Below are 23,818 nucleotides of genomic sequence, written 5' to 3'. Positions count from 1 at the left end.
TACTCGCCCTTATTTGGATATTTTTTTACACCCCTCGCCCACCCCGCAACATCAAGTTCAACTCATCCACCACCACCGCCCAATCCGCATCCTCCAGAATCTCTTCCCGCAAAAATGCCTTCTGGGCGTCGCTCCAAAAAAACGCCTCCGCCAGTTCCAAATCCGGCTTGAGCGGCGAATGAGAGGCGACAAATTGCTCGATACTGACCGGGTCGTGCGGCAAGCCAAGCTGTTTGAACAAAGCCGGTAGGCTGTGCACTGGCGATTCCATGGAGGGTTCCTCATAAGTAGGTTGAAGTGAGTCTAGCGGCAGCCTTCAGGTTGCGGCGCCGGTGCGTTGCATAGCACGAACAACCGCGCCATGGCGCCACCGCCGTCCTGGCGACTGAGTTCGTGCCAACTGGTGGGCAGCGGCGCGAATTCATCCGGGGCTTCGTTGCTGCTGATCAACCATACCCGTCGCGTTTGAGCAGGCAGTGCTGAGAGGCGGTCCAGATAGATGCGGCCACCGTCCTGGTCCACCAGTGTGCCGAAACCATAGGCGTTCGGGCGAGTGGCAGTCCCGTCGGGTTTGGGGGGGGTGTAGAGCTGAAGTTGCGCGTCGGTCTGGTCGTAATACACGTAGCTGAGGTACCACATCATGTCGCTGAGGACGATGCGGTCGCCTTCCTGGTAGTTGCGATTGACGAACTCCACCGGCACGTTGAACTGGTCGTGTTCATCCACCTCGAAGTTGTTTTTTAACCCCAGCAGTTCTACGCCAACAAACAGTGCGAACAACGCCACGCCCAGCCAGGACAAACGGGACGGCAAACGGTCGATGGCAAGCGCCAGGACTATCGGCAGGCCTAACGCATACACCGTGAGGTAGCGCTCGATAAACACGGGCGAGATAAAGGACACGCCATAGACCAGCAGCAGCGGTAGCAGGCAAAACAGTGCCGGTAGGCGCGCCGCGTTATTGCGCCAGGCCGTCGATACAACCACCACGGCCAGCAGCAGGGGTAACAGCCAGAACAGCGGCGGCCACAGGCCGAGACCGTCATCCTGCAAAAGGAACTGCCAGACCATCGACGGTAGCGACAGCAGATTGACCGGCTCTTCCCAACCAATGTCGCCGCCGACTTTGAGCTGTTCGACGTGCTGCACCAGGTCCAGCAGGTTGGGCAGCCAGGGTAGATACAGCAACACTATCGCCACGTTGGCGACCCACCAGGCAGGTCGCGTGATCAAGCGCTGACCCGGCGCCTGCAACCCCAGGTACGCCCAATGCACCAGCACGCACAGCGCAGTGAAGTAGTGGGTATAGAAGCCGGCGCTCATCAGCAGCACATACACAGCCAAATAGCGCGCGCGTTCGGGCTGCCTCACCCAGTACACCAGCGCCAGCGTGGCGCCCAGTAGCCACACGCCCAGCAGCGAATACATACGCACTTCCTGGCTGTAGCGCACCGCAGTGGGCAGTAGAACCAGCAGGATCCCCGCCAGCACGGCTGCGCGTCGGGTGGACAGTTGCCGTGTCAGCCAGATGCCCAGGCCCACGACGGCCACGCCGGGGATCGCACTCAGGCTGCGAATTGAGCCGATGCTGTCGCCGAACACCTCGATCCAACCGCGCAGCAGCAAGAAGTACAGCGGCGGGTGCACATCATGGGCCGCGTGAAACCACAGGTCGGCCAGGGCGTATTCGCTGAGCAACAGGCTGGAGCCTTCGTCGCCCCAGATCGCCGCCGAGGTGAGGTGGTAAAACCGCAGGGCCATGGCCAGCGCCAGGATCGGTACCCACCATAAACGGCTGAGCCAGCCGGCGCCCTCCCAGCTCAAGCGATGAAAGGCAGGCAATGCCTCGACTTTTTCGTGTTGCTCTACCACAGACCGACGCATATCGACTCCGCTACTACTGCCCTCTTACAGGACAAACACTGCGCATGCGCAAACACCGCCACTCTAGGCCAAAAGCCCTGGCCTCGCTGCTGGAATCGGACAAATCAGCAATTTGTGTAGGCCTTCACCGAAGCACTCGCCGGATCAGGCTATTATTGCCCCTTCTCCAAGGACTCAGGATCAAGGAAACGTTATGCGTATCGGTTTGCTGTCACCTCTGGCCCTGGCCCTGCTGGCCGGTTTTTCCCTACCGGCCCAGGCCAGTTCTGACGACTCGTGCTACCCCGACTGGCGGGTATCGCGTGACAGCTACGAGCCGTGCAGCAACCAGCCGTTTCTCAGCCCTGGCAACGACAGCCGAGTGAACCTGCGCCTGTTGCTGGCCGACAAAAAAGCAGCACCCCTGGCCCCCAATGCCTTGGGCGAAGACGATTTGGCGCAAGGGTTCGGCCCGGTGCCGTTTCCGGTGTACCGCCTGGTGCCGGCTCCGGCCACGAATGAGGAGCCTGACAACAAGGCTGACGATTCACGCACAGCCGAACTCGATACTTTGCTCCAGCCCCTGGGTATCAAGCGCGAGGAGTACAAGACCGCAGGCCAGGCCTTCCTCAATGGCGAAGGCAGCCGTTGCCGCAGCAATGACGATGACAGCGCCACGGCGTTTATCAGCCAGGTGATCAAGGCCCAGATGCCGCCCGCCGAGCGCGATGTGTTGGTCAAAGCACGCCTGCAATTACTGAGCACCTGTGACTGGAGCCGCCAGGTGGTGGACGCGCAGCTGACCCCGTCGGCCAATGCTCAGTTGTTTCGTACCTACTTGCAGGCCGCCGGCGATTTCTACAGCGGGCGCTTCGATTACGCCGAGCGCGGGTTCGCCGCCGCCGCCACCAGCGATGTGCCGTGGCTGAAGGAAACGGCGCTGTACATGACTGCGCGTACGTCGCTGAATCAGGCCCAGGCCGAAGCCTTCGACGAATACGGCATGCCGCAACGCGAGCATGTGGATAAGTCGGCCCTGAGCGATGCCGAGCAAGGCTTTCTCGGTTACCTGAAAACTTACCCACAGGGCGATTACGTCGCCTCCGCCCGTGGGCTCTTGCGCCGTGTGCACTGGCTGGCGAACGACGACGCCAAGCTTGCCGAAGACTTCACCTGGCAATTCACCGAGGCCACCGACGCCCAGCGCAATGTGAGCGTGGACGAACTGGTGGAAGAGGCCGACCTCAAGTTACTGATGGTCGGCAACAAAGCCGCGAACAGCCCGATGCTGCAAGTGGTCAGCGACCTGATGGCGATGCGGGCCCACACCCCGCCGCTGTTGAGCCGCGAAGACCTGGATAAGCAAAAGAGCACCTTCGCCACTGAGCCCGCGCTGTTTGACTTCCTGCAAGCCAGCTATGCCCTGTACGTCGAACACCAACCCGACACGGCCTTGAAGCACCTGCCTGCGGATGTGCCATCGAGCCTGGATTACTTCGCCTTCAGCCAACAGACCCTGCGCGCCCTCGCCCTGGAGGCCAAGCAGGACTGGAAAGGCGCCGAAGCCCTGTGGCTGCAACTGCTGCCGCTGGCCAAGCAACCGCTGCAACGTGACCAGTTGGAGCTGGCATTGGCCATGAACTACGAGCGCAGCGGCCAACTGGCCAAGGTGTTCGCCGCCGACTCACCGATCAGCGCCAAGCAAGTGCGCTACATCCTGCTGCGCAACGTCGCCGGCCCCGACCTGCTACGCCAGCAGATCGCCAACGCCAGCGACCCGATCGAGCGTCAGAGCGCGCAATTCGTGCTCCTCTACAAAGACCTGCTGCGCGGCCAGTACGCCAACTTCGCCGATGACCTCAAGCAGGCCTCGCTCTCTGACGACAAACTCGGCACCAGCCTGGGCTACACCTATACCAGCGGCCAGACCTTGAAGCTGTTCCAATGGAACGGCGACAAGGCCGAATCTGGGTACGCGTGCCCAAGCATCGCGCAAACCGCGGCGACCCTGCAGAACGAGGCCAAAAACCCGCACGCGTTGAACTGCTTCGGTGAATTCATCCTGCGCAACGGCCTGGACGGCATGCCGTTGGAACAACCCCGCGCCGCCGGCAGCCTGGGCAGTACCGCCTCGGACTTCAAGGGTGAAACCTTCTCGCGCCTGGACGGCTACAAACAGGTGATCGCCAACGCCAAGGCGCCGAAAACCGACAAGGCCTATGCGTTGTTCCGCGCCATCAACTGCTACGCGCCGGCCGGCTACAACAGCTGCGGCGGCGAAGACGTTGCGCCGGCAGTGCGCAAAGCATGGTTCCGCCAACTCAAGAGCGGTTTTGCCGATACCCAGTGGGGCAAATCGCTGCAGTACTACTGGTGAAATCGCTGTGGCTAGGCTTGCTGTTGCTGGCAAGCCCGGCTTTTGGCGCCGTTGACGCAGGCGACTACGACGCCTTCTGGCTGTGGAGTGGCGTCACGCCCCAGCCGGTCATCAAGCAGGCAAAAACCCTGTACATCCTGCAAGGCCAGATCAACGCCACGCGCCGCGCACCCCAGCGCGGTGTACAACTGATCGCCCAGGGCATGAGCGTGCCGCGCATTACTCAAGGCGACGTCTGGGTGGTGTACCGCGCCCACACCCTGCGCTGGCCGGAACGGGTCTACACCCAGGTGCTGGGCCAGGTGCAACGCTGGCGTGACGCCGGCAACCCGGTGGTCGGTATCCAGATCGACTTCGATGCCCGCACCCAATACCTGCACGAATACGCCGACTTCCTGCGCGACCTGCGCCAACGCCTGCCCGCCGACCTGCGCCTGAGCATCACCGGGCTGATGGACTGGAGCAGCAACGCCGACCCGGCCGCCATCGCCCAGCTCAAAGGCGTGGTGGATGAAGTGGTGGTGCAGACGTATCAGGGGCGGCACAGCATCCCTGACTATGCCGCGTATTTGCCGCGGATGAATCGGCTGGGCGTGCCGTTCAAGATTGGCTTGATTCAGGGCGGGGAGTGGCAAGAGCCGGGGTATCTGCGGGGCAATGAGTGGTTTCGGGGGTATGTGGTGTTTTTGCAGAATCTTTGAAGTTTGGTAACACCTGTAGGAGCGAGCTTGCTCGCGAAAAACGTCAACGACAACGCGTGTTTCCTGATTGAACGCGGCGCCTGTGAGTTTTTCGCGAGCAAGCTCGCTCCTACAAAAAACCTTAGCATCGAGCCGGTTTTTTGCAGGTGGCCTTAGAGGCTTGGATGATATAAGTTACCTTTATTGCTTTAAAGAGTGATATATCATGCAAGAAACAGCGAAACCCTACCCGCACAAAGGGTACATCTCAGAGAGAAGCGCTGAGCTAATGAGAGGTATCGGGAACGGTATCGAAGTAGCCCGCATTCGTCGCCGGTTGAAAATCTCCACCATATGCAGCCGCGCGGGCATTACGCGGCAGACGTATCAGCGGCTGAGGCAGGGCGAGGCCGGCGTATCCCTCGGCGTGCTGATGAATGTACTTAGCGCGATGGACTTGGAAGAAGGTATGGCGAGCATTGCGTCACCAGAACTTGACCAAGTTGGCATTACCATGAGCCTCGCCCGTGAGCCTGAGCGAATTCGCACTGAAGGAGAACACGATGTCCTGGAAGCCGATTGGTAATGCCTTTGTTTTTTCAGCTCACTTAGTCGGTGACCCGGTCCCTGTTGGCGAAGTGGCCATGCATGGGAATGGATTCGTTTTTCGCTACGCCAACAGTTGGCTCGCACGGCCCGACGCATTTGCGATTGACCCGCTGAGTTTGCCACTGACCCCTAACCAGTATTCCTCGACGCGCATGTTTGGTGTGCTCGACGATGCAACGCCCGATAATTGGGGTCGGCGTGTTCTGCTGGCGACCCACAAACAGCATCCACAAAACGAAGTTGAATGGCTGCTTGCCTCGCGGGGAGCAGGAGTGGGTTGCCTGCTGTTCAGTGCGTCAAGAAGTCAGCTGCCAACCCTGCACCAACCCCCGCAATTTGAAGACCTTGAGAAAATCATGGTGGGCCTTGATCGAGTCGAGAAGGGTGACGTCGACCTGCCTGCGGAAATCGCACGGTTATTCGAGTTTGGGAGTTCCATGGGCGGCGCCAGGCCGAAGGTCACCGTGACCCATGAAGGCAAGGAATGGATAGCTAAACTCGGCCGTAGCGACGATGTGTTCGACCAGCCACGGGCGGAATTCGCCAGCCTTCAAATGGCGGATGCAGCAGGTCTACCCGCAGCCAAGCACAAGTTGGTAGAGGTCGCCGGCAAACCGGTGTTGATGGTCGAGCGTTTTGACCGACATGAAGCCGCTGGTCGCGAGCACTATGTCAGCTGCAACTCTCTGGTAAGCACTGAGAAGCCGAGAATGCGGGTTGATGCGGCTGACGGTGCCGTTTCCTACTCCAGGATCGCCGACGTATTGAAGAAGGTCAGCGACGATGCCACCTTTGACATGCGTGAGCTTTACAAGCGTATGGCTTTCAATGTGCTCATCGGCAATAGCGACGACCACCTGAAACAAACCGGGCTACTGCTGACCAGCGCCTCGGGCTATTCCCTTGCGCCAGTATTTGACGTGTTGCCCCACCCTACCCAACTAGGCTTGCAGGCGCTCATCATCGGCAATGAAGGCCGGTTATCGTCTGTCAGTAATTTGCTGAGTACGCCTGAACGCTTTGGGTTGGGGGCCGATGAAGCAAGGTCCATCGTCACGGATATGTATGCCGTCGTGCGAGAAGCCTCCGGTTTTTTCGAAGCAGCAGGCTGCAGCGGTGCCGAGGTGCGCATGCTTTCCAATGTGTGTACACGATTTGCAGCGGACCTGGTGTAGGGCGGCAACAGAGCGCACCCTTGAAGGGTGCGCGCCGCAGCAAATATCACCTAAACGCTAAGTTACCAATCGTAGGTCAGGCTCGACACCACCGTGCGTCCTTCCCCGTAGTAGCAATCCAGATCACTGGTGCACTGCGAGACGTAGGTCTTGTTGCTGAGGTTCTGCACGTTCATCGCCAGCTTCACGCCCTTGAGCTTGAGCGGCGAGGCGCCCAGGTCGTAGCTTAGGCTTGCATCGTAGACACTGTAGGACGGCACGTTGAAGGCGCCTTCGTAGTAGTCGCCCAGGCTTTGACGGGCGTAACGCACGCCAAGCCCTGCACCCAGCCCCGCCAAGGGCGTGTCGCCGAGCACGGTGTAGTTGACCCACATCGAGGCGGTGAGTGGGGAGATGCCGGCCGGGTGGCGACCTTGGCGGCCATCGTTGTCCTTGGTGTATTTGACGTCATTGCGCGCAGCCGAGGCGACCACGTCCCAGGCATCACTCAAGACGGCCTTGGCTTCCAGTTCAACACCTCGCGAGCGCAGGGCGCCGCTTTGGGTGCTGAAGGTGGTGTCCACCGGGTTGGTGGTCAGCACGTTTTCCTGATCCAGTTGATAAACAGAGGCCTGGATGAAGCTCTTCTGGCCCGGCGGCTGGAACTTCACGCCGACTTCGTACTGTTTGCCGGTGGAGGGTTCGAAGGGTTTTCGGTTCGCATCAGTGCCGGCCAGCGGCAGGAAGGATTCCGAATAGCTGACGAAGGGCGACACGCCGTTATCGAACAGGTACACCAGGCCCGCACGGCCGGTGAATGCCTGGTCTTTGCTGGCAAAGCGGGTGTCCTGTATCGGCTCCTTGTTCACCACATTCGCCCAGTCATAGCGGCCACCGAGTACCAGCACCCATTTATCCAGCTTGATCTGGTCCTGCAGATACAGGCCGGTCTGGGTAATGGTGCGGTCCCAGCGGTACGGTTGGCCGAAGTTCAAGGGCTGGCCGTACACCGGTTTGAACAGGTCGATGATCGGCGGGTTGCGGTCATACAGGCCATGGAACTGCGAGTTGGAATGGTAGTAGTCCAGGCCAACGATGAAGGTGTGGGACAGTGCGCCCGTGTCGAATTCAGCCTGGGCGATGCTGTCCACGCCGAACACTTTGTTGGTCTGCGACCAGTCCACGCCGAAGCGTTGCAGGTAGCGTTGGTCCTGCACGCCGGTGTTGGGGTTGGCGACAAAGCGGTAGCCGTGCAAGGGCGCGGTGTAGCGGTCGTCGACCTCGGCGTAACGGGCGTTTTGCTTAAGGGTCCAGATGTCGTTGAGGCGATGGGAAACTTCGTAACCCAGCACGTATTGCTCGCGGTTGTACTGGTTGACGCCCGGCTCGCCGATAAACACATCGCGCTTGATCTTGCCGTTGGGGTTGTCCCACAGCGTGCCGGACGCCGGCAGGCCTTGGGCTTCGGGCACGCCTTTGTCTTTCTGGTACTGGGCGAACAGGGTCAGGCTGGTGTCGTCGTTGGGGCGCCAGGTGAGGCTGGGGGCGATGAACTGGCGCTTGTTTTCGACGTAGTTGATTTCGTCTTGCGCGTCATTCGCCAGGCCGGTCAGGCGGTAGAGAAACTGCCCCTCCTCGTCCAGCGGGCCGCTCAGGTCGATGGCCGCGCTTTTGTGTTCGTAGGTGCCGGCTTCCAGTACCACTTGGTGTATCGGCGTTTCGCTGGGGCGCTTGCTGACCATATTGACGATGCCGCCCGGTTGGTTCTGGCCGTAAAGCACGGACGCCGGGCCTTTGAGCACTTCGATGCGCTCCAGGGAATACGGCTCGATCTGCAACGCGCCACCTGTGCTGCCGCCGCCATAAGGCAGGTGCAGGCCATCCAGGTACAGCGGCGTGGGCGAGAAGCCGCGTGACGTCGGCTCATCGAACAATTTGACTCGGTCGGCAAAACCACCAGCGCTCATACCTGGGGTGTAGAGCAACGCCTGGGTGACACTCTGGGCGCCACGCGCCTTGATCTCGGCGGCGGTGATCACGTTGATGGTCTGGGGGATTTCCACCAGCGCCGAGTCAGTCTTGCTGCCCGAGGCGCTGCGCTTGGCGACAATGCCGTCCACCGGGCCCCATGCGTTTTCCTGCTCTTGCCGGCCGCTGATCTGGGTCGCGCCCAACTGCAAGGCTCCGTCGCCGGAAAGGGCCTGCAACGACCAACCGCCCTGGGATTGCACCGCCGCCAAACCACTGCCCGCCAGCAAGCGCTGCAACCCCGAACCTACGCCGTAACGCCCTTTCAAGCCGGCGCTGCGCTTGCCGTCGGTGAGCGATGCGTCAACCGACAGCAAGATGCCTGAGGCACTGGCGAAACGGTTCAACGCCTGGTCGAGGCTGCCCGCGGGAATGTCATAGCTGCGCAGCGCTTCGGTGCTTTCTTCGGCTTGAACCATGCTCGGCAGTACAGGCGCCGTTGCCAGCAGGCCGGCAAACAGGCCACGACGCAGCGCGCGGGCCAAAGGTTGGATTGGGTGGTGCGACATGGCAGGACTCCCCGTGAGAACGCTTCTTGATTGGCTTTCAAGAGGTATCCCGAACGGGCCGCAGAAACCGACAAGCCCTGTACAAAGTATTTTCAGACCCGCGCCTTGATCGTTACCCAGTAACGGGTCACCGCCTGCACGTGCACGGGCAATGAACGCTCCAAGGCCGCCAGGATCGCGTCGGTGTCGTTCAGCGGGAACACGCCGGTCAACAGCAGCTTCGACACCGCCTGATCACAGCGCAACAGGCCCGGGCGGTAGCGGCTCAGTTGCGCCACGAACTCACCCAACGGCTGGCGCTCGGCAACCAGACGGTGCTCGGTCCAACTGCCGGCATTGGCGCTCACTGCCGGCAACGCGGTGCTTTGACGCGCGTTGAACCACAGGCTGTCCCCTGCCTGCATATGCACCGGCGTACCCTGCAACGGCGTGACCCGCAGGCGACCTTCGTACAAATCCACGCGGCTGCCGTCGGGCAGTTCACGCACCGCAAAGCGCGTGCCCAACGCCTGCACATCACCGGCTGGCGTTTCGACGATCAACGGGCGCGAGGCGTCGTGGCCGCTGGTCAGCAGGACCTCGCCTCGGATCAGCCGAATACGCCGCTCGGTAGCACTGAAACGCAGGTCTACGGCGCTGTCACTGTTAAGGTCCAGTTGCGTGCCGTCGCTCAAGGTCATATGGCGAATTTCGCCCGTGGCGGTACGCAGCTCTGCAAAGGCCGCTTGCCAGGTTTCACTGCGTTGCATCAGGTAGCCGCTGCCACCGGCCACCAACAGCAGGCCGAGCAGTTTGAGCGCGGCCCGGCGTTGGGTATCCGGGGTGTCGCGCAATACTGCGCGAGCGCTGTCGGCAGGTACGCCCCCCAGGGTGTGTTGCAGCTGCTGCAAGCGCTGCCAGGCGCGGCGGTGTTCCGGGTCAGCGGCCTGCCAGCGGGCAAACGCCTGGCGCTGCTCGCCCTTGAGCTCGTCGCCCCATTGCAGCATCAACCACTCGCTGGCTTGCTCGACAATCGCGGGGGCGATAGGCGCGTCGTGTTTCATTCTTCGTACACCACCTGGTAGCAGGCGACAATGGCGCGGGTCATGTACTTCTGCACCGAGCTGACGGTGACGCCCAGGCGTACGGCGATTTGCGCATAGCTCAAGCCTTCGAACTGCGAAAGTAAAAACGCACGGCGTACATTGTCGGGCATGCGGTCGAGCATGGCGTCGATCTGCATCAGGGTTTCGAGGATCAGCGCGCGGGTTTCCAGGGAAGGCGACTCGGGCTCGGGCAGGTGCGCGATGCTTTCCAGGTACGCACGCTCGATGCGCAGGCGGCGCCATTGGTCGATCACCAGGTTGCGGGCGATCTGCGCCAAGTAGCTGCGGCTTTCTTTGTCACCCGGGAAGCGCCCGGCCACCAGCAGGCGCAGGAAGGTGTCCTGAGCCACATCGGCGGCCTGTTCCCGGTCGCCCAGACGCTTGCGCAACCAGCCTTGCAGCCAGCCATGATGGTCGCGGTACAGGATGTGAAGCTGTTGCTGGCCGTCAGTCGCGATGCCCATGAAAAGCTCAGAAGTGTTATTGAGAGCAATTATCATTACATCTTATTTGGCGACTGACAAAAACTCTTTCTCGCTCAGCGCACAGCGGTCTGCAACGGGTACACCGACTCCCACCCTCCTCCCAGCGCTTTGTACAGCCCGACCATGGCCAACGACACGCCGGTGGAGCTTTCCACCCACTGCTCCTGCGTCGCCAGCAATGCGCTTTGCACGGTGAGTACGTTGACGAAATCCGCCACGCCTTCGACGTACTGATGTTGCGCAGTGGTCAGTGCGATCTGGTTCTGGCGCACCGCTTCGGCCAGGCTGTCGCGACGCAGTTGGCTGGCGTTGTAGCGGGACAGTTGATCATCGATTTCATGCCAGGCGCGTAGCACGGTTTGCTGGTAGGCCAGCGCCGCTTCCTGTTGCTGGGCTTCACGCAAATCGACCATGCCTTGCAGGCGCCCGCCGTTGAACAGCGGTAGGCTCAATTGCGGGCCGAAGGCAAAGGCGCGGGAACCCCAGGAACCGAAATCCGAGAGCTGCATGGCTTGGGAGCCGAGGCTGCCGGACAGGGTGATGCGTGGGTAAAAGTCGCCCTTGGCCACGCCGATGCTCGCAGTGGCAGCGTGCAAGCGAGCTTCTGCCTGACGGATGTCTGGGCGGCGCTCGGCGAGTTCCGATGGCAGGCCGATCGCGACCTGGCGCTGTGTTTGCGGCACAGGGGCGTCTTTGGACAGCTGCGCGTACAGCGCCTGGGGTGGCTCGCCCATCAGCAGGCTCAGGGCGTTGATCAACTGGTCCTGACGCTGCTGCAGATCCGGCAGGCGCGCTTCGATAGCCGCGACCTGGGCGGCGGCTTCGGCCACGTCCAAGTCGGTCGCCACGCCGTCGGCCAACCGCAATTGCGAGAGCTTGAGGCTGTGGCGCGCAACGTCGAGGTTTTGCTCGGTGACAGCGCGGGTGTTTTGGACGCCGCGCAGTTGGATGTAGTCCTGGGCGGTCTCGGCCAGTACCGACAACAACACGGCGCGACGGTCGTTTTCGGCGACTTCCAGGGTGGCGTCGGCGGCTTCGGTTTCGCGCTTGACCCGGCCCCAGAAGTCCAGTTCCCAAGAAGCGGAGAAGCCCATGTCCCATTGGTTGAAGGCTGCGCGGCCATTCTCGCCGGAAGGGTCGTTCAAGCCTTTGCCGCTGTTGCGCTTGCGCTGGTAAGCGCCGCCGACATCAACGTTGGGGTAGCGCTCGGCCGTGGTCACCTGGCGGATAGCGCGGCTTTGTTGCAGGCGGCTGCTGGCCAGTTTCAGGTCGAGGTTATCGCTGAGGGCGCGACGCGTAAGGGCCGAGAGCTGCGCATCGTGGAACACATCCCACCAGCGCTCCTGCAAAGGGTCGCTGGTGGCGCGGCTGGCGGCCTGGCGGCCCTGGGGTTCGCTCCATTGATTGATCTGCGAGCCCTGAGGCCGCTGGAAGTCCGGACCGACCGTGCAGGCACTCAGGCTGATCAGGCTCAAGGTGAGCCAGGCGAGATGTTTCATTGCTGGGCCACCTCACGCTGTTGCGCGACCGGCCGGGTGTCGACGCTGGCTTCCACCGACATGCCGACGCGCAAACGCTCGGTCAGTGGCTGGTTCGGTTCGAGGACGATCTTCACCGGAATACGCTGCACCACCTTGGTGAAGTTGCCGGTGGCGTTGTCGGGCTTGACCGAGGCGAAGGTCACCCCGGTGGCAGGCGCCAGGCTTTCCAGATGGCCTTTGAGCAGTTCGCCGTCAAGGCTGTCGACGCTGACTTGCACCGCTTGCCCCGCGTGCATATGCGACAGTTGGGTCTCTTGGAAATTGGCCACCACGTAGGCTTCGGCCAGTGGCACCACCGCGAGGATCTTGCTGCCCGGTGTCACATAGGCGCCGACCCGCACCGCACGCTCACCGACCATGCCATCCACCGGTGCGACAATGCGCGTGTAAGACAGCTGATAACTGGCCATTTCCAGCGCGGCCTGGGCGCGTTTGAGCCCACCTTCGGCGGCGTCGCGCTGGGCGGTGAGGATTTCCACCTGCTTGCGTTCGGCGGCCAGCACGGCGGTGGATTTGGCCAGGCGCGCGGTAGCCTGGTCGATGCGGGTCTTGGCTTGCTGGGCGTTCTGCACGGTGCCCGCACCGACGCCAGCGAGGTGGTTATAGCGATTCAGTTCATGCTCGGCAAACGCCACTTCTGCGCGATCTGCTGCCACGGTGGCCTGGGCCTGGGCGATCACCGAGCTTTGGCGCTCCAGGGTCGCGCTGGCGTTTTTCAGCTGGGCCTGGGCGACCAGGGTGTCGGCATCGGCGGCCTGGGCGGCGGCGCGAAAATCGCGGTCGTCGATCAACGCCAACAGTTGGCCAGCCTTGACGCGCTGGTTGTCTTCTACCAGCACTTCCTTGATGAAGCCTGCCACCCGCGGCGCCACCAGAGTGAAGTCGGCGGCGACAAAGGCGTCGTTGGTGGTCTGGTGCTTGCTGCCCAGTACGCCCGGCGCAATCAGGTAAACCAGCACGCCGACGGCAAATACAGCAATAACGGAGACGGCAATTTTGTCTTTGCGTTTCATGGAAAGTCCTTGAGGTCAGGCCGGAGCGCGAGGCGGATAGATCCGCGTGGGCATCCAGAAAATCAGCAGGATCAACGCCACCGCGACACCGGCCATGACGACGTAAAGATCCGAAGAGGTCAGCACCACGGTCTGCTCGTGCAAGCGGTGGGCGAGGCCCGGCGCGTCAGCGTCGGCCAGGGGCGAATTGCCCAGGCGGTCCACCAACATGGTTGAATGGAAATGCCCGCGCTGGGTGGTCAATGTATCCAGCACCGCAGTGGCGATTACCGCAGCCAGGCCCTTGACCGTATTGAACCAGGCCGAAGCGAAAGGCCCTTCAATGGGTTGAATACTGCCGGTAGACAACATCAGCAGCGGCAGCACGGCCATCGGCTGACCGAAAATCTGCAGCAGGTACCAGCCATAAAAGTCGTCACGAATCCACGCCGAGGTCAGGTGCGAGCTGCCGATGCAGCACAGCACCAACATGCTCAGGCCAATGCCCAGCACCCAGCGGCAATCGACCCAGCGCAGGTTGCACAGCGCCGCCACCAGCGGCAGCGCAATCAACTGTGGCAGCGCCATCAGCAGCATCACCGGCGCAGTTTGCAGCGGCCGGTAGCCCTGGACCTGGGCGAGGAAACTCGACGGGATGATGATCACCGAGGTCAGCACCATCAGCACGCCGGCCAGCACGATCAGGGCGAAGGCCAGGTTGCGCAGGCCGAGCATCTGCAGGTTGAAGAAGGGCAGCGGCTGTGACCATTCGTTGAGCATGAACAGCACCAGCAACAATGTGCCGCCACACAGCAGGAAGGTAATCAGGCCCGATTCGAACCAGTCCAGGCGATTGCCCTGCAACAAGCCGATCACCAGCATGCAAATCGCCGGAAAGCCCAATAGCAGGCCACGCCAGTTGAACTGCTTGAAGCGCTCCAGGCGCAGCGGGTCTTGTGGCAAACCGTAGGCCACGGCCGCCATGGCCAGCAGGCACGGCGCGACGATCTGCCAGAACGCCCACTGCCAGCCGACGTATTCGGTCCACAACGCCGCCAGCGGCGTGCCCAGGCTGGGCCCGAAGGTGGCGGTCAGTGCGTAACCGGCCAACCCGTACAACTTGACGTTGGCCGGCAAAAAACGCAGCGCCACGGTCATCAGCATCGGCGGCAGCGCGCCACCGGCCAGGCCTTGCACGGTACGCAGCAGCAGCAGGCTTTCGTAGTTCGGCGCAAACGGGCAAAGGATGCCCAGCACGGTGAACAAACCGATAGCGCACAGGGTGAAGCGACGCAGGGAAAACGTCACCGAACACCACGGCGCGAAGGCCATGGCTGCCACGGAGGTGGCGGTATAGGCGGCGACCAACCACGTGCCTTCATCAAAACCGATGTACAGCGCGCCACGGATATCGGCGAGAGCAACCTTGGTGACCATCTCGTTGAGACCGGAGACCAGCACCGCCAGCAACACGCCGAGCAAGCCGATGATGATGCGCGGGCCGAACACGGGTGGGCTCGGGGCCGTAGGTTTGGCTGCGGCCTGGAGGACGGGGGCAGCGAGGGACGTCATGAACAGGTAACTCGGAATGAGAAATACCCGAGCAGTTTAATCAGGCACTCTCATGACAAAAAGTTACTTGTTGGCAGGTTATAAGTGCGCCAGGCGCAACTTTGAACATCAATACTGAACCCTGTGGGAGCTGGCTTGCCTGCGATAGCGCCAGTTCAGTAAGAGATTCAGTGACTGACACGCCGCCTTCGCAGGCAAGCCAGCTCCCACATTCATCCGCGTTCGCTTTATACCGGCTGGGCTTCTAGCCAGGTGGCATGACAGCTTTCGCGCATGGTTTCACGCAGCCATTTGTGCGCCGGGTCTTTGTCGAAACGTGGGTGCCAGGATTGGGCCAAGACCAGGGTTGGCAGTGGAATCGGCAAGGTAAATGCACGCAGTGGCAGGTTCAGACGCTTGGCGCTCAGGAGGGCTTCCTTGGGCACCGGCAGCAGCAGGTCGGAATCGGGCAGCATGAACATCGCACCGTGAAAGCCTGGGGCGATCATGGCCACACGGCGCTCCAGGCCTTGGGCATTCAACGCTGTATCGATGGGCCCACGGGCGATGCCGCGCCGGGAGATGCTGATGTGGGAGTAGCTGGCAAAGCGTGCCGCCGTGATTTCTTCGTCGAACAGCGGGTGGTCTTGTCGTGCCAGGCCGACAAAGGTGGTGGAGAAGAGGTTCTGCACCTTCACTTCCGGGCTGGCAGGCATGGTGTTGCTCACCCGCAAGTCCAACCGCCCTTCGCGCAGGGCTTCATCGTCAGTGTCGCCTTCGGGCACAAAGCGCAGCTCACACAACGGCGCCACACGCTCCATGGTGTCGAACAGTCGCCCGCCATACACGCCGATGAAAAAGTCATTGGCGCGCACGCTGAAGCGGCGGCGCAAGGTGCTCAAATCGACTTGGTCCGCCGAACGGAACAGCAACGCAGCCTGCTCCACCACATTGCGCACCTGGCCTTGCAGCTCGAGCGCCTTGGGCGTCGGCACCAGGCCACGGCCGGCACGCACCAGGATCGGGTCACCGACCGCTTCACGGATACGCGTGAGGGTGCGGCTCATGGCGGCCGGGCTGAGGTTCATCCGCCGCGCGGCGCCCACCACACTGCCCTCGTCGAGCAACGCGTCGAGGGCGACCAGCAGGTTCATGTCCGGTAGTTGCATGCCAAGCACTCGTAATCGGTTGGGAGTGAACTGGGCGCAATCCTAGCAGGCTTTATCGGGTTAGAACGGCGCGTCACCCTGAATCGTGGTGCGGTACAACTTGCGACGCAGGTGGCTTGGGCAACCAGCGGCCAAGTGGATCAGCGAGCGGTTGTCCCAGAACACCAGGTCGTGGGGCTGCCACTGATGACGGTAGATATTTTCCGGCAGCACGCTGTAGGCATAGAGCTGGGCCAGTAGGTCACGGCTTTCGTCATCGGGCAAGCCGACGATACGGGTGGTGAAGCCCTCGCTGACGAACAGCGCCTTACGGCCGTTTTCCGGGTGGGTGCGCACAACGGGGTGCACCACTTCGGCAACCTGGGCGAGCTGTTCGGGGGTAAGGGTTGGGCGCCAGTTGCCTTCGAATTTGGTCTCGCTGTAGCGCGCCGTGTAGGAATGCGCGGCGCTGCGGCCTTCGACCGCGTTGCGCAGGTGACCTGGCAAGTGCTCCCAGGCTTTGTGCATATCGGCGAACAGAGTGTCGCCGCCTTCAGATGGCAGTTCCTGGGCATGCAGCATCGAACCCAGGCTGGGCAGTTCTTTGTATGAGAGGTCCGAATGCCAGAACTTGCCTGCATCCCCCAGGCCGATGGATTGGCCGTTCTCGATGATGTTGGAAACGATCAGGATCTCGGGATGGTTGGCCAACAGGAACTGCTTGAGCACATGGATCTGCAACACGCCGAAAAGGCGGCTGAAGGCGATCTGTTGTTCGGGGGTGATGCGTTGGTCGCGGAACACGATGACGTGGTAGTCCAAGTGTGCGCGATGGATGCGGGCGAAGTCCTGCTCGTTGACTGGGCGGGATAAGTCCAGGCCGATGATCTCGGCGCCGACACTGCCGGGGAAGGGGTGGATGTCGAAGGTTTGGAGGGCGGTGGTGGCAGACATTTGATTCATTCCCGGCGGACAGGGGAGTGAATTTATAGGCATAAGGATGGAAGCTTAAATACCGTTAGCGCATATGGATATGGCGTTTGGTTTGAGCTGTAGCGTGATGCTGACGGCTCACCGGGGGCAAGCCCCCTCCCACATTCTGATTGATGAACACATTCAAATGTGGGAGCTGGCTTGCCTGCGATAAGGTCGGACAGGCGCTGAAGATCAACGCTCGTGCAACGCCTCGGCCCGCGCCTTGATGATCGGCTTGAGCAGGTAGCTGAGGATGCTTTTCTTGCCGGTGATGATATCCACCGAAGCAACCATGCCGGGGATGATCAGCAGCGGCTTCTCATCGGTGCCCAAGTGGCTGCGGTCGGTGCGCAGAGTGATCATGTAGTAGGTGGTCTTCTTGTCTTCATCCGTGATGGTGTCGGCGCCGATGCGTTCGAGCTTGGCCTTCAGGCCACCGTAGACCGTGTAGTCGTAAGCGGTGAACTTGACCACCGCTTCCTGCCCTGGGTGCAGGAAGGCGATGTCTTGCGGGCGGATCTTGGCTTCTACCAGCAGGGTGTCGTCCAGCGGCACGATTTCAACCATATCGCTGCCCGGCTGGATCACACCCCCAACGGTGTTGACCAGCAACTGCTTGACGATCCCGCGCACTGGCGAGGTGACCAGGGTGCGGCTGACCCGGTCTTCCAGCGCGCGGCCGGTGGACTCGGCCTTGTTCAGTTCAGTACGGGCTTCGTTGAGTTGGGTCAGGGCTTCGCTGCGGAATTTGCCGCGGGTTTCATCGATCTTGCGTTGCACTTCCTTGATCGCCGATTCAGCACGCGGGATCGCCAGGGTGGTGGCGTCCAACTGCCCGCGGGTTTCCATTTCGGCGCGCTTGAGGCGCAGCACTTCTACCGGCGACACCGCGCCCTGGGCCACCAGCGGCTCGGACATGTTGATTTCCTGGCGTTGCAGGGACAACTGGCTGCGGTATTGGCCCTGCTTGGAGGTGAACTCGCGCAGTTCCTGTTGGCGTTGCACGAGTTGTTCCTGCAAGCCGCCGACTTCGTCTTTCAACTGCTGGCGGCGGCTTTCATACAAGGAGCGCTCGTTGGCGGCCTGGCTCGGCGCGGCCTTGAGCACCTCGTCAGGGATGTTCAGCGGGCGGTCATCCACCTGGGCGCTCAAACGCTCGACACGCAGTTGCATGGCCAGGCGCAGGGCTTCGGTTTCCCCGGCGTTGGAGACAAACCGCGTGTCGTCGAGACGAATCAACGGCGCGCCAGCCTCTACGATCTGGCCTTCCTTGACGTACAGCTCGGCGACGATGCCGCCTTCAAGGTTCTGGATTTTCTGCAGCTTGGACGACGGAATCGCCTTGCCGTCGCCACGGGTCACTTCGTCGATCTGGGAGAAACCGGCCCACACCACCAGAAATACAAAGAACGCGATGATTGCCCAGATGGTCAGGCGGATGACCCGTGGCGCATCTTCGATCAGCGCCTTGTTGACCTCGGGCAGCGGCTGGCCCTGCAGCGAATCGGAGCCTTTGAAGTAGCGGCCGACCGCACTCTTGATGGAATTAAGCAACACTGATCTGCCCCTTCTTCAACGCTTCCATGACCACGGCTTTCGGGCCGTCCGCGAGAATCTGCCCACGGTCGACCACCAGCAGGCGATCAACCAGGGAGAGCAGTGAGGCTCGGTGCGTGACCAGCACCACGGTTTTGTTTTGCACCACGGCTTGCAGGCGTTGCTTCAAGCGTTCTTCGCCGGTGTTGTCCATGGCGCTGGTGGGTTCGTCCAGCAGCAGCATGGGCGGGTTGAGCAGCAGCGCACGGGCCAGGGCAACGTTCTGGCGCTGGCCGCCGGACAGGTTCTGCCCACGCTCGCCGACTTGCAGTTCGTAGCCTTGGGGATGCAGACGGGCAAATTCGTGCACGCCAGCCAGTTCGGCGGCTTGCAGGACCATTTCATCCTCGACGTAGCGCGCACCGCTGACCAGGTTGTCGCGCAGGGTGCCGGCCAGCAATTGAATGTCTTGGGCGACATAGCCGATGTTGTGGCGCAGCTCGCTCACGTCGATCTGGCGCACGTCCACGCCGTCCACCAGCAAGGAGCCGGAGTCGGGTTGGTAAAGGCCGACGATCAACTTGGCCAGGGAGCTTTTGCCCGAGCCGCTGCGGCCGATGATGCCGATTTTTTCCCCTGGCTTGATCACCAGGTTGATGTTTTTCAGCGCCAGGTTCTGCTGGTTCGGGTAAGTGAAGTTCAGGCCCCGGCACTCGATGGCGCCTTGCAGGGTGCGACGGCTCATGGGGCGCTCTTCGAAGTTGCGCTCCTGAGGCAGCTCCATCATCTGGTCCACCGAGGTCATGGTGACCTTGGCTTGCTGATAGCGCGTCAGCAGGCCCGACAGCGAGGCCAGCGGGCTCAAGGCACGGCCACTGAGCATGTAGCAGGCAATCAGGCCGCCCATGCTGAGGTTGCCGTCGATGATCTGGTACACGCCGAACACGATCATGATCACGCCGGCCAGTTGCTGGATCAGCAGGGTCATGTTCATCGACAGGCCCGACAGCAACTTCACCCGAAGCTCAAGCCGGCTCAGGGTACCGATGGTCTGTTCCCAGCCGTACTGACGCTCGCTCTCGGCATTGTTGACCTTGACCGCATCAAGCCCGGCGAGGGTTTCGATCAGGCTCGACTGGCGCTCGGCGGCCAGCGCCATGGTGCGTTCCATGGTCGCGACCAAGGGCTTTTGCAAGGCGTAGCCGATGCCCAGGGCCAGTGGGAACGCCAGCACCGGGATCCACACCAGGTGCCCGCCGAGAATGGCGATGACCAGGAAGATCAGCAGCGTAAACGGCAAGTCGATCAGGCTGGTGAGGGTCAGCGACGCGAGGAAGTCGCGCAGGCTTTGAAACTCATGGATGTTCTGCGCGAAGCTGCCGACCCGCGCCGGGCGGTATTTCATGGACATGCCGACGATGCGCTCGAACAGCGTGGCCGAGATGATCAGGTCGGTCTTTTTACCGGCCAGGTCCAGGCACAGGCTGCGCAGGCTTTTGAGGATCAGGTCGAACAGGTAGGCACCGCAGATGCCCACGGCCAGCACCCACAGGGTGGCGGTGGCCTGGTTCGGCACAACGCGGTCGTACACGTTCATCACGAACAGCGGCGCGGCCATGGCGATGATGTTGATCAGGAAACTGGCGGCGATGGCGTCGGTGTAGAGCCAGCGTGAACGCATGAGGGTGTCACGGAACCACGAGCGCGCCCGCGGAATCAGGCTGCCGTGGTTGACGTCGAACTTGTGCTGCGGCTGTGCAAAGAAGACTTTGCCGATGTAGTCGTCGGCCAGTGCTTCGCGCTTGATCAGCACTTCACCGCCGTCGCTTTCGCTGAGCAGGATCCGCGCTTCATCTTCGCCCTCCCAGCCCACCAGCACGGTACTGCGACCGTCCTTGAGCAACAGCAGCGCCGGCAGTGCAATGGTCGGGATCTGTTCCAACTTGCGTTGCAGCAGCCGGCCTTGCAACCCGGCCCGCGCAGCGGCACGCGGCAGCAGTTCGGCACTCAAGCGTTGCGAAGGCAGCGGCAGGCCGGTGGTGAGCATGGCCGCACTGGCCGGTTTTTGATGCAGGGCGCAGAGCGCCAACAACCCGTCGAGTAACGGGTCGTCGTGCAGTGCGCGTGGATCATGACTGAGATGAACTCGACTGACTTCAGGTTCCACGCGGGGCACTCTCGACTAACAGATGGGGCTATTGGGGTGGCTCAATTCATCCCAGGCAGTTGGACTTTAGGTTTCACGTCGTTCTGCACGACGGAGGCCATTGGTGCAACCACTCCCTGGCTCTTGAGCAATTCGCCCATGGTCGCCTTGATTCGGTACTGAGTAAATAACTGAATGTTCTTGATTTCTTCCAGGCGGCGGGAAGCGGTGAACAATTCATTTTCGCTGTCGAGCAAATCCAACAGCGTACGTTGACCAAGGCTGAACTGTTGCTGGTAGGACGTGCGTACGCGGGTGCTGTGATCCACGTACTGCTGGGCGACCGGCAATTGCGCATTGGCGTTGTTCAGGGCGTTCCAGGCCAAGCCTAGTTCTTCATTGAGTTGGCGCAAGGCATTGTTACGGATGTCCAGCGCCTGGTTGGCCTGGTAGGACTTCGATTGCAGGTCGGCCTTGTTGCTGCCACCGGCGAACAGGTTGAAGCGCATGCGCACCATGGCTTCCCAACCATTGCTGTGGTTGGGATCACCGGAGACGTTGTTGTCGGCGTTGGTACCCAATTCAGCGTCAAAACGCGGATAGAAGTTGGACTTGGCGGCGTCGTACTGCTTCTCGGCGGCAGAGATATCCGACTCGGCCGAACGCAGGATCGGGCTGTTGTCGAGCATCTGGCGACGCGCTTCATTCAGGTCTGCCGGCAGCATGGCCATGAATGGGGCCGGACGCTCGAGTTCGTCGGGCATCTGGCCGACGGCGCTGAGGTAGTTGACCTGCGCATCGGCCAGGTTGGTCTGCTCGGTGATCAAGTTGTTACGGGCCTGGGCCAGGCGCGCTTCGGCCTGGTCCTGGTCGGCACCGTTGCCGACGCCGCGCTCGGTGCGCAACTTGATCTGGTCGTAGATGCGTTCGTGGTTGCGCAGGTTATCTTCGGCCAGGCGTACGAACTCACGACGGGTCAATACTTCCAGGTAAACCTGGGCAACGGTCAGCGCGGTGCGCTCCGAAGTCCCGAGCAAAGAGTAAGCGCGGGAATTAACGTTGGCTTGTTGACGCCCGACTTCGCTGGAGGTGGCGAAACCGTCAAAAATCATTTGCTGCAGGCGCAGGCTGGATTCACCGCGGTTGAGCGTGTCCCAGTGATTGCCGCCAGGATTGTTGGCGCGGGTGGTGGCGTTGTCGGTTCCTTGGCGGCCGTAACCGGCGTTCAGGTCGACACGCGGCAGGTAGCCGCCTTGTGCGGCGCGCAATTGGTAATCGGCAGCGATGCGGCTGTTAACACCTGCCTGGATTTCCGGGTGTACATCCAATGCCTGTTGCATGGCTTGGGGCAGTGTCTGGGCTTGTACGAAACTGGCGGCGAGAACGAACGGTATTGCCTTGAACAGGTGCAGACGCATTTAAAATTCCCTAGGACTTCTTGTCTCAAATCACAGCGATTGGCACCGCTGCGTCGGATAATGGCTACCGTAATGACCGTACGTCGGAAAGTTCAAAAAGCGGAACTGCTTCACACACATGTAGGACGGTTCGCCGCATAAATATCAATGTGACATTACGGGGCCGATTGTTTAGGATGGCGGCCCTAAGGTCAATAGTTTGGCACTAACTAGATAGCTAAAAAATCTAGCCAATTATTTGACGTCAATGCATATATAGACTACGCCCTCCCAGTTGGCAGCCCTAATAGCGCGCTGCGAAATGGAATTTGTCGAAACGGATCGCCGGAGAAAATTTTAATGAGCAGTGTTGTTGCCATCGTCAAAAGCATTGTTGGTCAAGTTTTCGTTATTTCTCCGGAAGGTGCTCGGCGCGTCCTCGTTGAAGGTGATCGCTTGTTCGCGGGCGACCAGATCGACACCGGTATGTCGGGCGCCGTGAGCCTGGAGCTGGCCGACGGTCGCATTCTGGACCTGGGCCGTGACACCCAGTGGAGCGCCGACCTGCCGGACTCCAGCCTCGACCTCGCCGCTGCCAGCGAGCAAGCCGCGCCATCGGTTGCCGAGCTGCAACAAGCCATCGCCGCTGGCGCCGACCCGACCACCGACCTGGAAGCCACTGCCGCCGGCGCAAACGCTGCCGGTAACGGCGCAGCCGGGGGTGGCCACAGCTTCGTGGTGCTGGACGCGACCGCCGGCCGTGTCGATCCGACCATCGGCTTCCCCACCGGTACGCTTGGTCAGGGCACTTCGGCTCTCAACGCGCTGACCGGTGCCCCAGGCTCCGCTGACGCGGGCAACCTGGTGCTGCAGCCTTCGACCCTGTCCCTGAGCGCAACCCCCACCATCACCGAAGCCGGTGGTGTGCTGACCTACACCGCGACCGTGACGCGGCCATCCAGCAGCGACCTTACCGTCACCTTGTCCAATGGCGCGGTGATTACTATCCCGTCAGGCCAACTGACCGGTACAGTCAACGTACCCCTGGCGCCCAACGACACCCCGTACAACGACCCTAGCCAGATCAGCGTGGGCGTTACGGGCACCACCGGTGGCGGCAACCTGGTATTGACCATCGACCCTAACCCGGCCGTGACGCAGATCACCGACACCATCGACACCACCACGGTCACTCTAACGGCTGGTTCGACCGTGACCGAAGGCGGCCAGATCACCTACACCGCCACCTTGACCAACCCGGCGCAGACGCCGGTGAATGTCACCTTGAGCAATGGCTCGGTGATCACGATCAAGGCCGGTGAGTCGACAGGCAGCGTTGTCGTAGATGCGCCAGCTAACGACGTCTACAACAACGGCTCGACGGTCAGCACCACGATCACGGGCGCAACGGGCGGTAACTTCGAGAACCTGGTACCGAATACCACGCCAGCGGTTACCACCATTACCGATTCGATCGACACCACCACGGTCACCCTGACCGCGGGTACGACCGTGACCGAAGGCGGCCAGATCACCTACACCGCCACCCTGACCAACCCGGCGCAGACCCCGGTGAACGTCACCTTGAGCAATGGCTCGGTGATCACCATCAAGGCGGGCGAATCGACGGGTACCGTTGTGGTCGATACGCCGGCCAACGACGTTTACAACAATGGTTCGACGGTCAGCACCACGATCACGGGCGCAACGGGCGGTAACTTCGAGAACCTGGTACCGAATAC

General features: G+C 61.4%; 18 protein-coding genes. 5 read left to right on the top strand and 13 right to left on the bottom strand.

The window, feature by feature from the left end; genetic code table 11:
* Positions 1-25 precede the first annotated feature (25 nt).
* Entirely contained in the window at positions 26-271 is a 246-nt protein-coding gene (locus tag AC1RAC_RS20790; RefSeq protein ID WP_054922428.1) for a DUF2789 domain-containing protein, read from the bottom strand.
* Between the two features lie 32 nt (positions 272-303).
* On the bottom strand, positions 304-1,884 hold the full coding sequence (locus tag AC1RAC_RS20785) for a glycosyltransferase family 39 protein (protein ID WP_492616948.1): 1,581 nt from the start codon (positions 1,882-1,884) through the stop codon (positions 304-306).
* A 193-nt stretch (positions 1,885-2,077) separates the two neighbouring features.
* Here AC1RAC_RS20785 and AC1RAC_RS20780 point away from each other — a divergent pair, with 193 nt between their 5' ends.
* The 4 genes from AC1RAC_RS20780 to AC1RAC_RS20765 all read left to right on the top strand — a co-directional run bounded on the left by AC1RAC_RS20780 (position 2,078) and on the right by AC1RAC_RS20765 (position 6,704).
* Complete coding sequence (locus tag AC1RAC_RS20780; protein ID WP_262020069.1) at positions 2,078-4,240, top strand: PA5441 family protein; 2,163 nt, start codon at positions 2,078-2,080, stop codon at positions 4,238-4,240.
* Positions 4,237-4,941: a DUF3142 domain-containing protein gene (locus AC1RAC_RS20775; protein WP_127880576.1), complete on the top strand. Its 705-nt coding sequence runs from the start codon at positions 4,237-4,239 to the stop codon at positions 4,939-4,941. The genes AC1RAC_RS20780 and AC1RAC_RS20775 overlap by 4 nt, the downstream gene beginning before the upstream one ends.
* A 205-nt stretch (positions 4,942-5,146) precedes the next feature.
* Positions 5,147-5,506, top strand: coding sequence for a helix-turn-helix domain-containing protein (locus tag AC1RAC_RS20770; protein ID WP_198790410.1), 360 nt, complete (start codon positions 5,147-5,149; stop codon positions 5,504-5,506).
* Positions 5,448-6,704, top strand: a complete 1,257-nt coding sequence (locus tag AC1RAC_RS20765; RefSeq protein ID WP_230182965.1) for a type II toxin-antitoxin system HipA family toxin — start codon at positions 5,448-5,450, stop codon at positions 6,702-6,704. The genes AC1RAC_RS20770 and AC1RAC_RS20765 overlap by 59 nt, the downstream gene beginning before the upstream one ends.
* 62 nt (positions 6,705-6,766) lie before the next feature.
* Here the strand turns inward: AC1RAC_RS20765 and AC1RAC_RS20760 are convergent, their stop codons facing one another.
* The 11 genes from AC1RAC_RS20760 to AC1RAC_RS20710 form a co-directional block, all read right to left on the bottom strand.
* Positions 6,767-9,220, bottom strand: coding sequence for a TonB-dependent siderophore receptor (locus tag AC1RAC_RS20760; RefSeq protein ID WP_492616947.1), 2,454 nt, complete (start codon positions 9,218-9,220; stop codon positions 6,767-6,769).
* Positions 9,221-9,312: 92 nt separating this feature from the next.
* Positions 9,313-10,263: a FecR domain-containing protein gene (locus tag AC1RAC_RS20755; RefSeq protein ID WP_492616946.1), complete on the bottom strand. Its 951-nt coding sequence runs from the start codon at positions 10,261-10,263 to the stop codon at positions 9,313-9,315.
* On the bottom strand, positions 10,260-10,769 hold the full coding sequence (locus tag AC1RAC_RS20750; protein WP_054922440.1) for a sigma-70 family RNA polymerase sigma factor: 510 nt from the start codon (positions 10,767-10,769) through the stop codon (positions 10,260-10,262). Before AC1RAC_RS20750 ends, AC1RAC_RS20755 begins: the two co-directional genes overlap by 4 nt.
* A gap of 74 nt (positions 10,770-10,843) precedes the next feature.
* Entirely contained in the window at positions 10,844-12,289 is a 1,446-nt protein-coding gene (locus AC1RAC_RS20745; protein WP_492616945.1) for an efflux transporter outer membrane subunit, read from the bottom strand.
* On the bottom strand, positions 12,286-13,344 hold the full coding sequence (locus tag AC1RAC_RS20740) for an HlyD family secretion protein (RefSeq protein ID WP_057977800.1): 1,059 nt from the start codon (positions 13,342-13,344) through the stop codon (positions 12,286-12,288). Before AC1RAC_RS20740 ends, AC1RAC_RS20745 begins: the two co-directional genes overlap by 4 nt.
* Before the next feature lie 15 nt (positions 13,345-13,359).
* Complete coding sequence (locus AC1RAC_RS20735) at positions 13,360-14,895, bottom strand: MFS transporter (RefSeq protein ID WP_054922445.1); 1,536 nt, start codon at positions 14,893-14,895, stop codon at positions 13,360-13,362.
* A gap of 227 nt (positions 14,896-15,122) precedes the next feature.
* Entirely contained in the window at positions 15,123-16,043 is a 921-nt protein-coding gene (locus tag AC1RAC_RS20730; protein WP_200584051.1) for a LysR family transcriptional regulator, read from the bottom strand.
* A 60-nt stretch (positions 16,044-16,103) separates the two neighbouring features.
* A complete protein-coding gene (locus AC1RAC_RS20725; protein WP_492616944.1) occupies positions 16,104-16,976 on the bottom strand; it encodes a TauD/TfdA dioxygenase family protein in 873 nt (290 codons plus the stop codon).
* Between the two features lie 213 nt (positions 16,977-17,189).
* On the bottom strand, positions 17,190-18,554 hold the full coding sequence (locus tag AC1RAC_RS20720) for an HlyD family type I secretion periplasmic adaptor subunit (RefSeq protein ID WP_014716369.1): 1,365 nt from the start codon (positions 18,552-18,554) through the stop codon (positions 17,190-17,192).
* Entirely contained in the window at positions 18,544-20,700 is a 2,157-nt protein-coding gene (locus tag AC1RAC_RS20715; protein ID WP_034125412.1) for a type I secretion system permease/ATPase, read from the bottom strand. The genes AC1RAC_RS20720 and AC1RAC_RS20715 overlap by 11 nt, the downstream gene beginning before the upstream one ends.
* A 41-nt stretch (positions 20,701-20,741) precedes the next feature.
* A complete protein-coding gene (locus AC1RAC_RS20710) occupies positions 20,742-22,097 on the bottom strand; it encodes a TolC family outer membrane protein (protein WP_034125411.1) in 1,356 nt (451 codons plus the stop codon).
* 339 nt (positions 22,098-22,436) lie between these two features.
* Between AC1RAC_RS20710 and AC1RAC_RS20705 the strand changes: the two genes are divergently transcribed.
* The coding region (locus tag AC1RAC_RS20705) for a retention module-containing protein (RefSeq protein ID WP_492616943.1) at positions 22,437-23,818 on the top strand (1,382 nt) is incomplete at its 3' end.

The organism is Pseudomonas sp. GW823-FHT02F05, from assembly GCF_058797315.1.
Note: the sequence above shows the minus strand (reverse complement) of the source record. Positions and strands in the feature narration are given on the sequence as shown.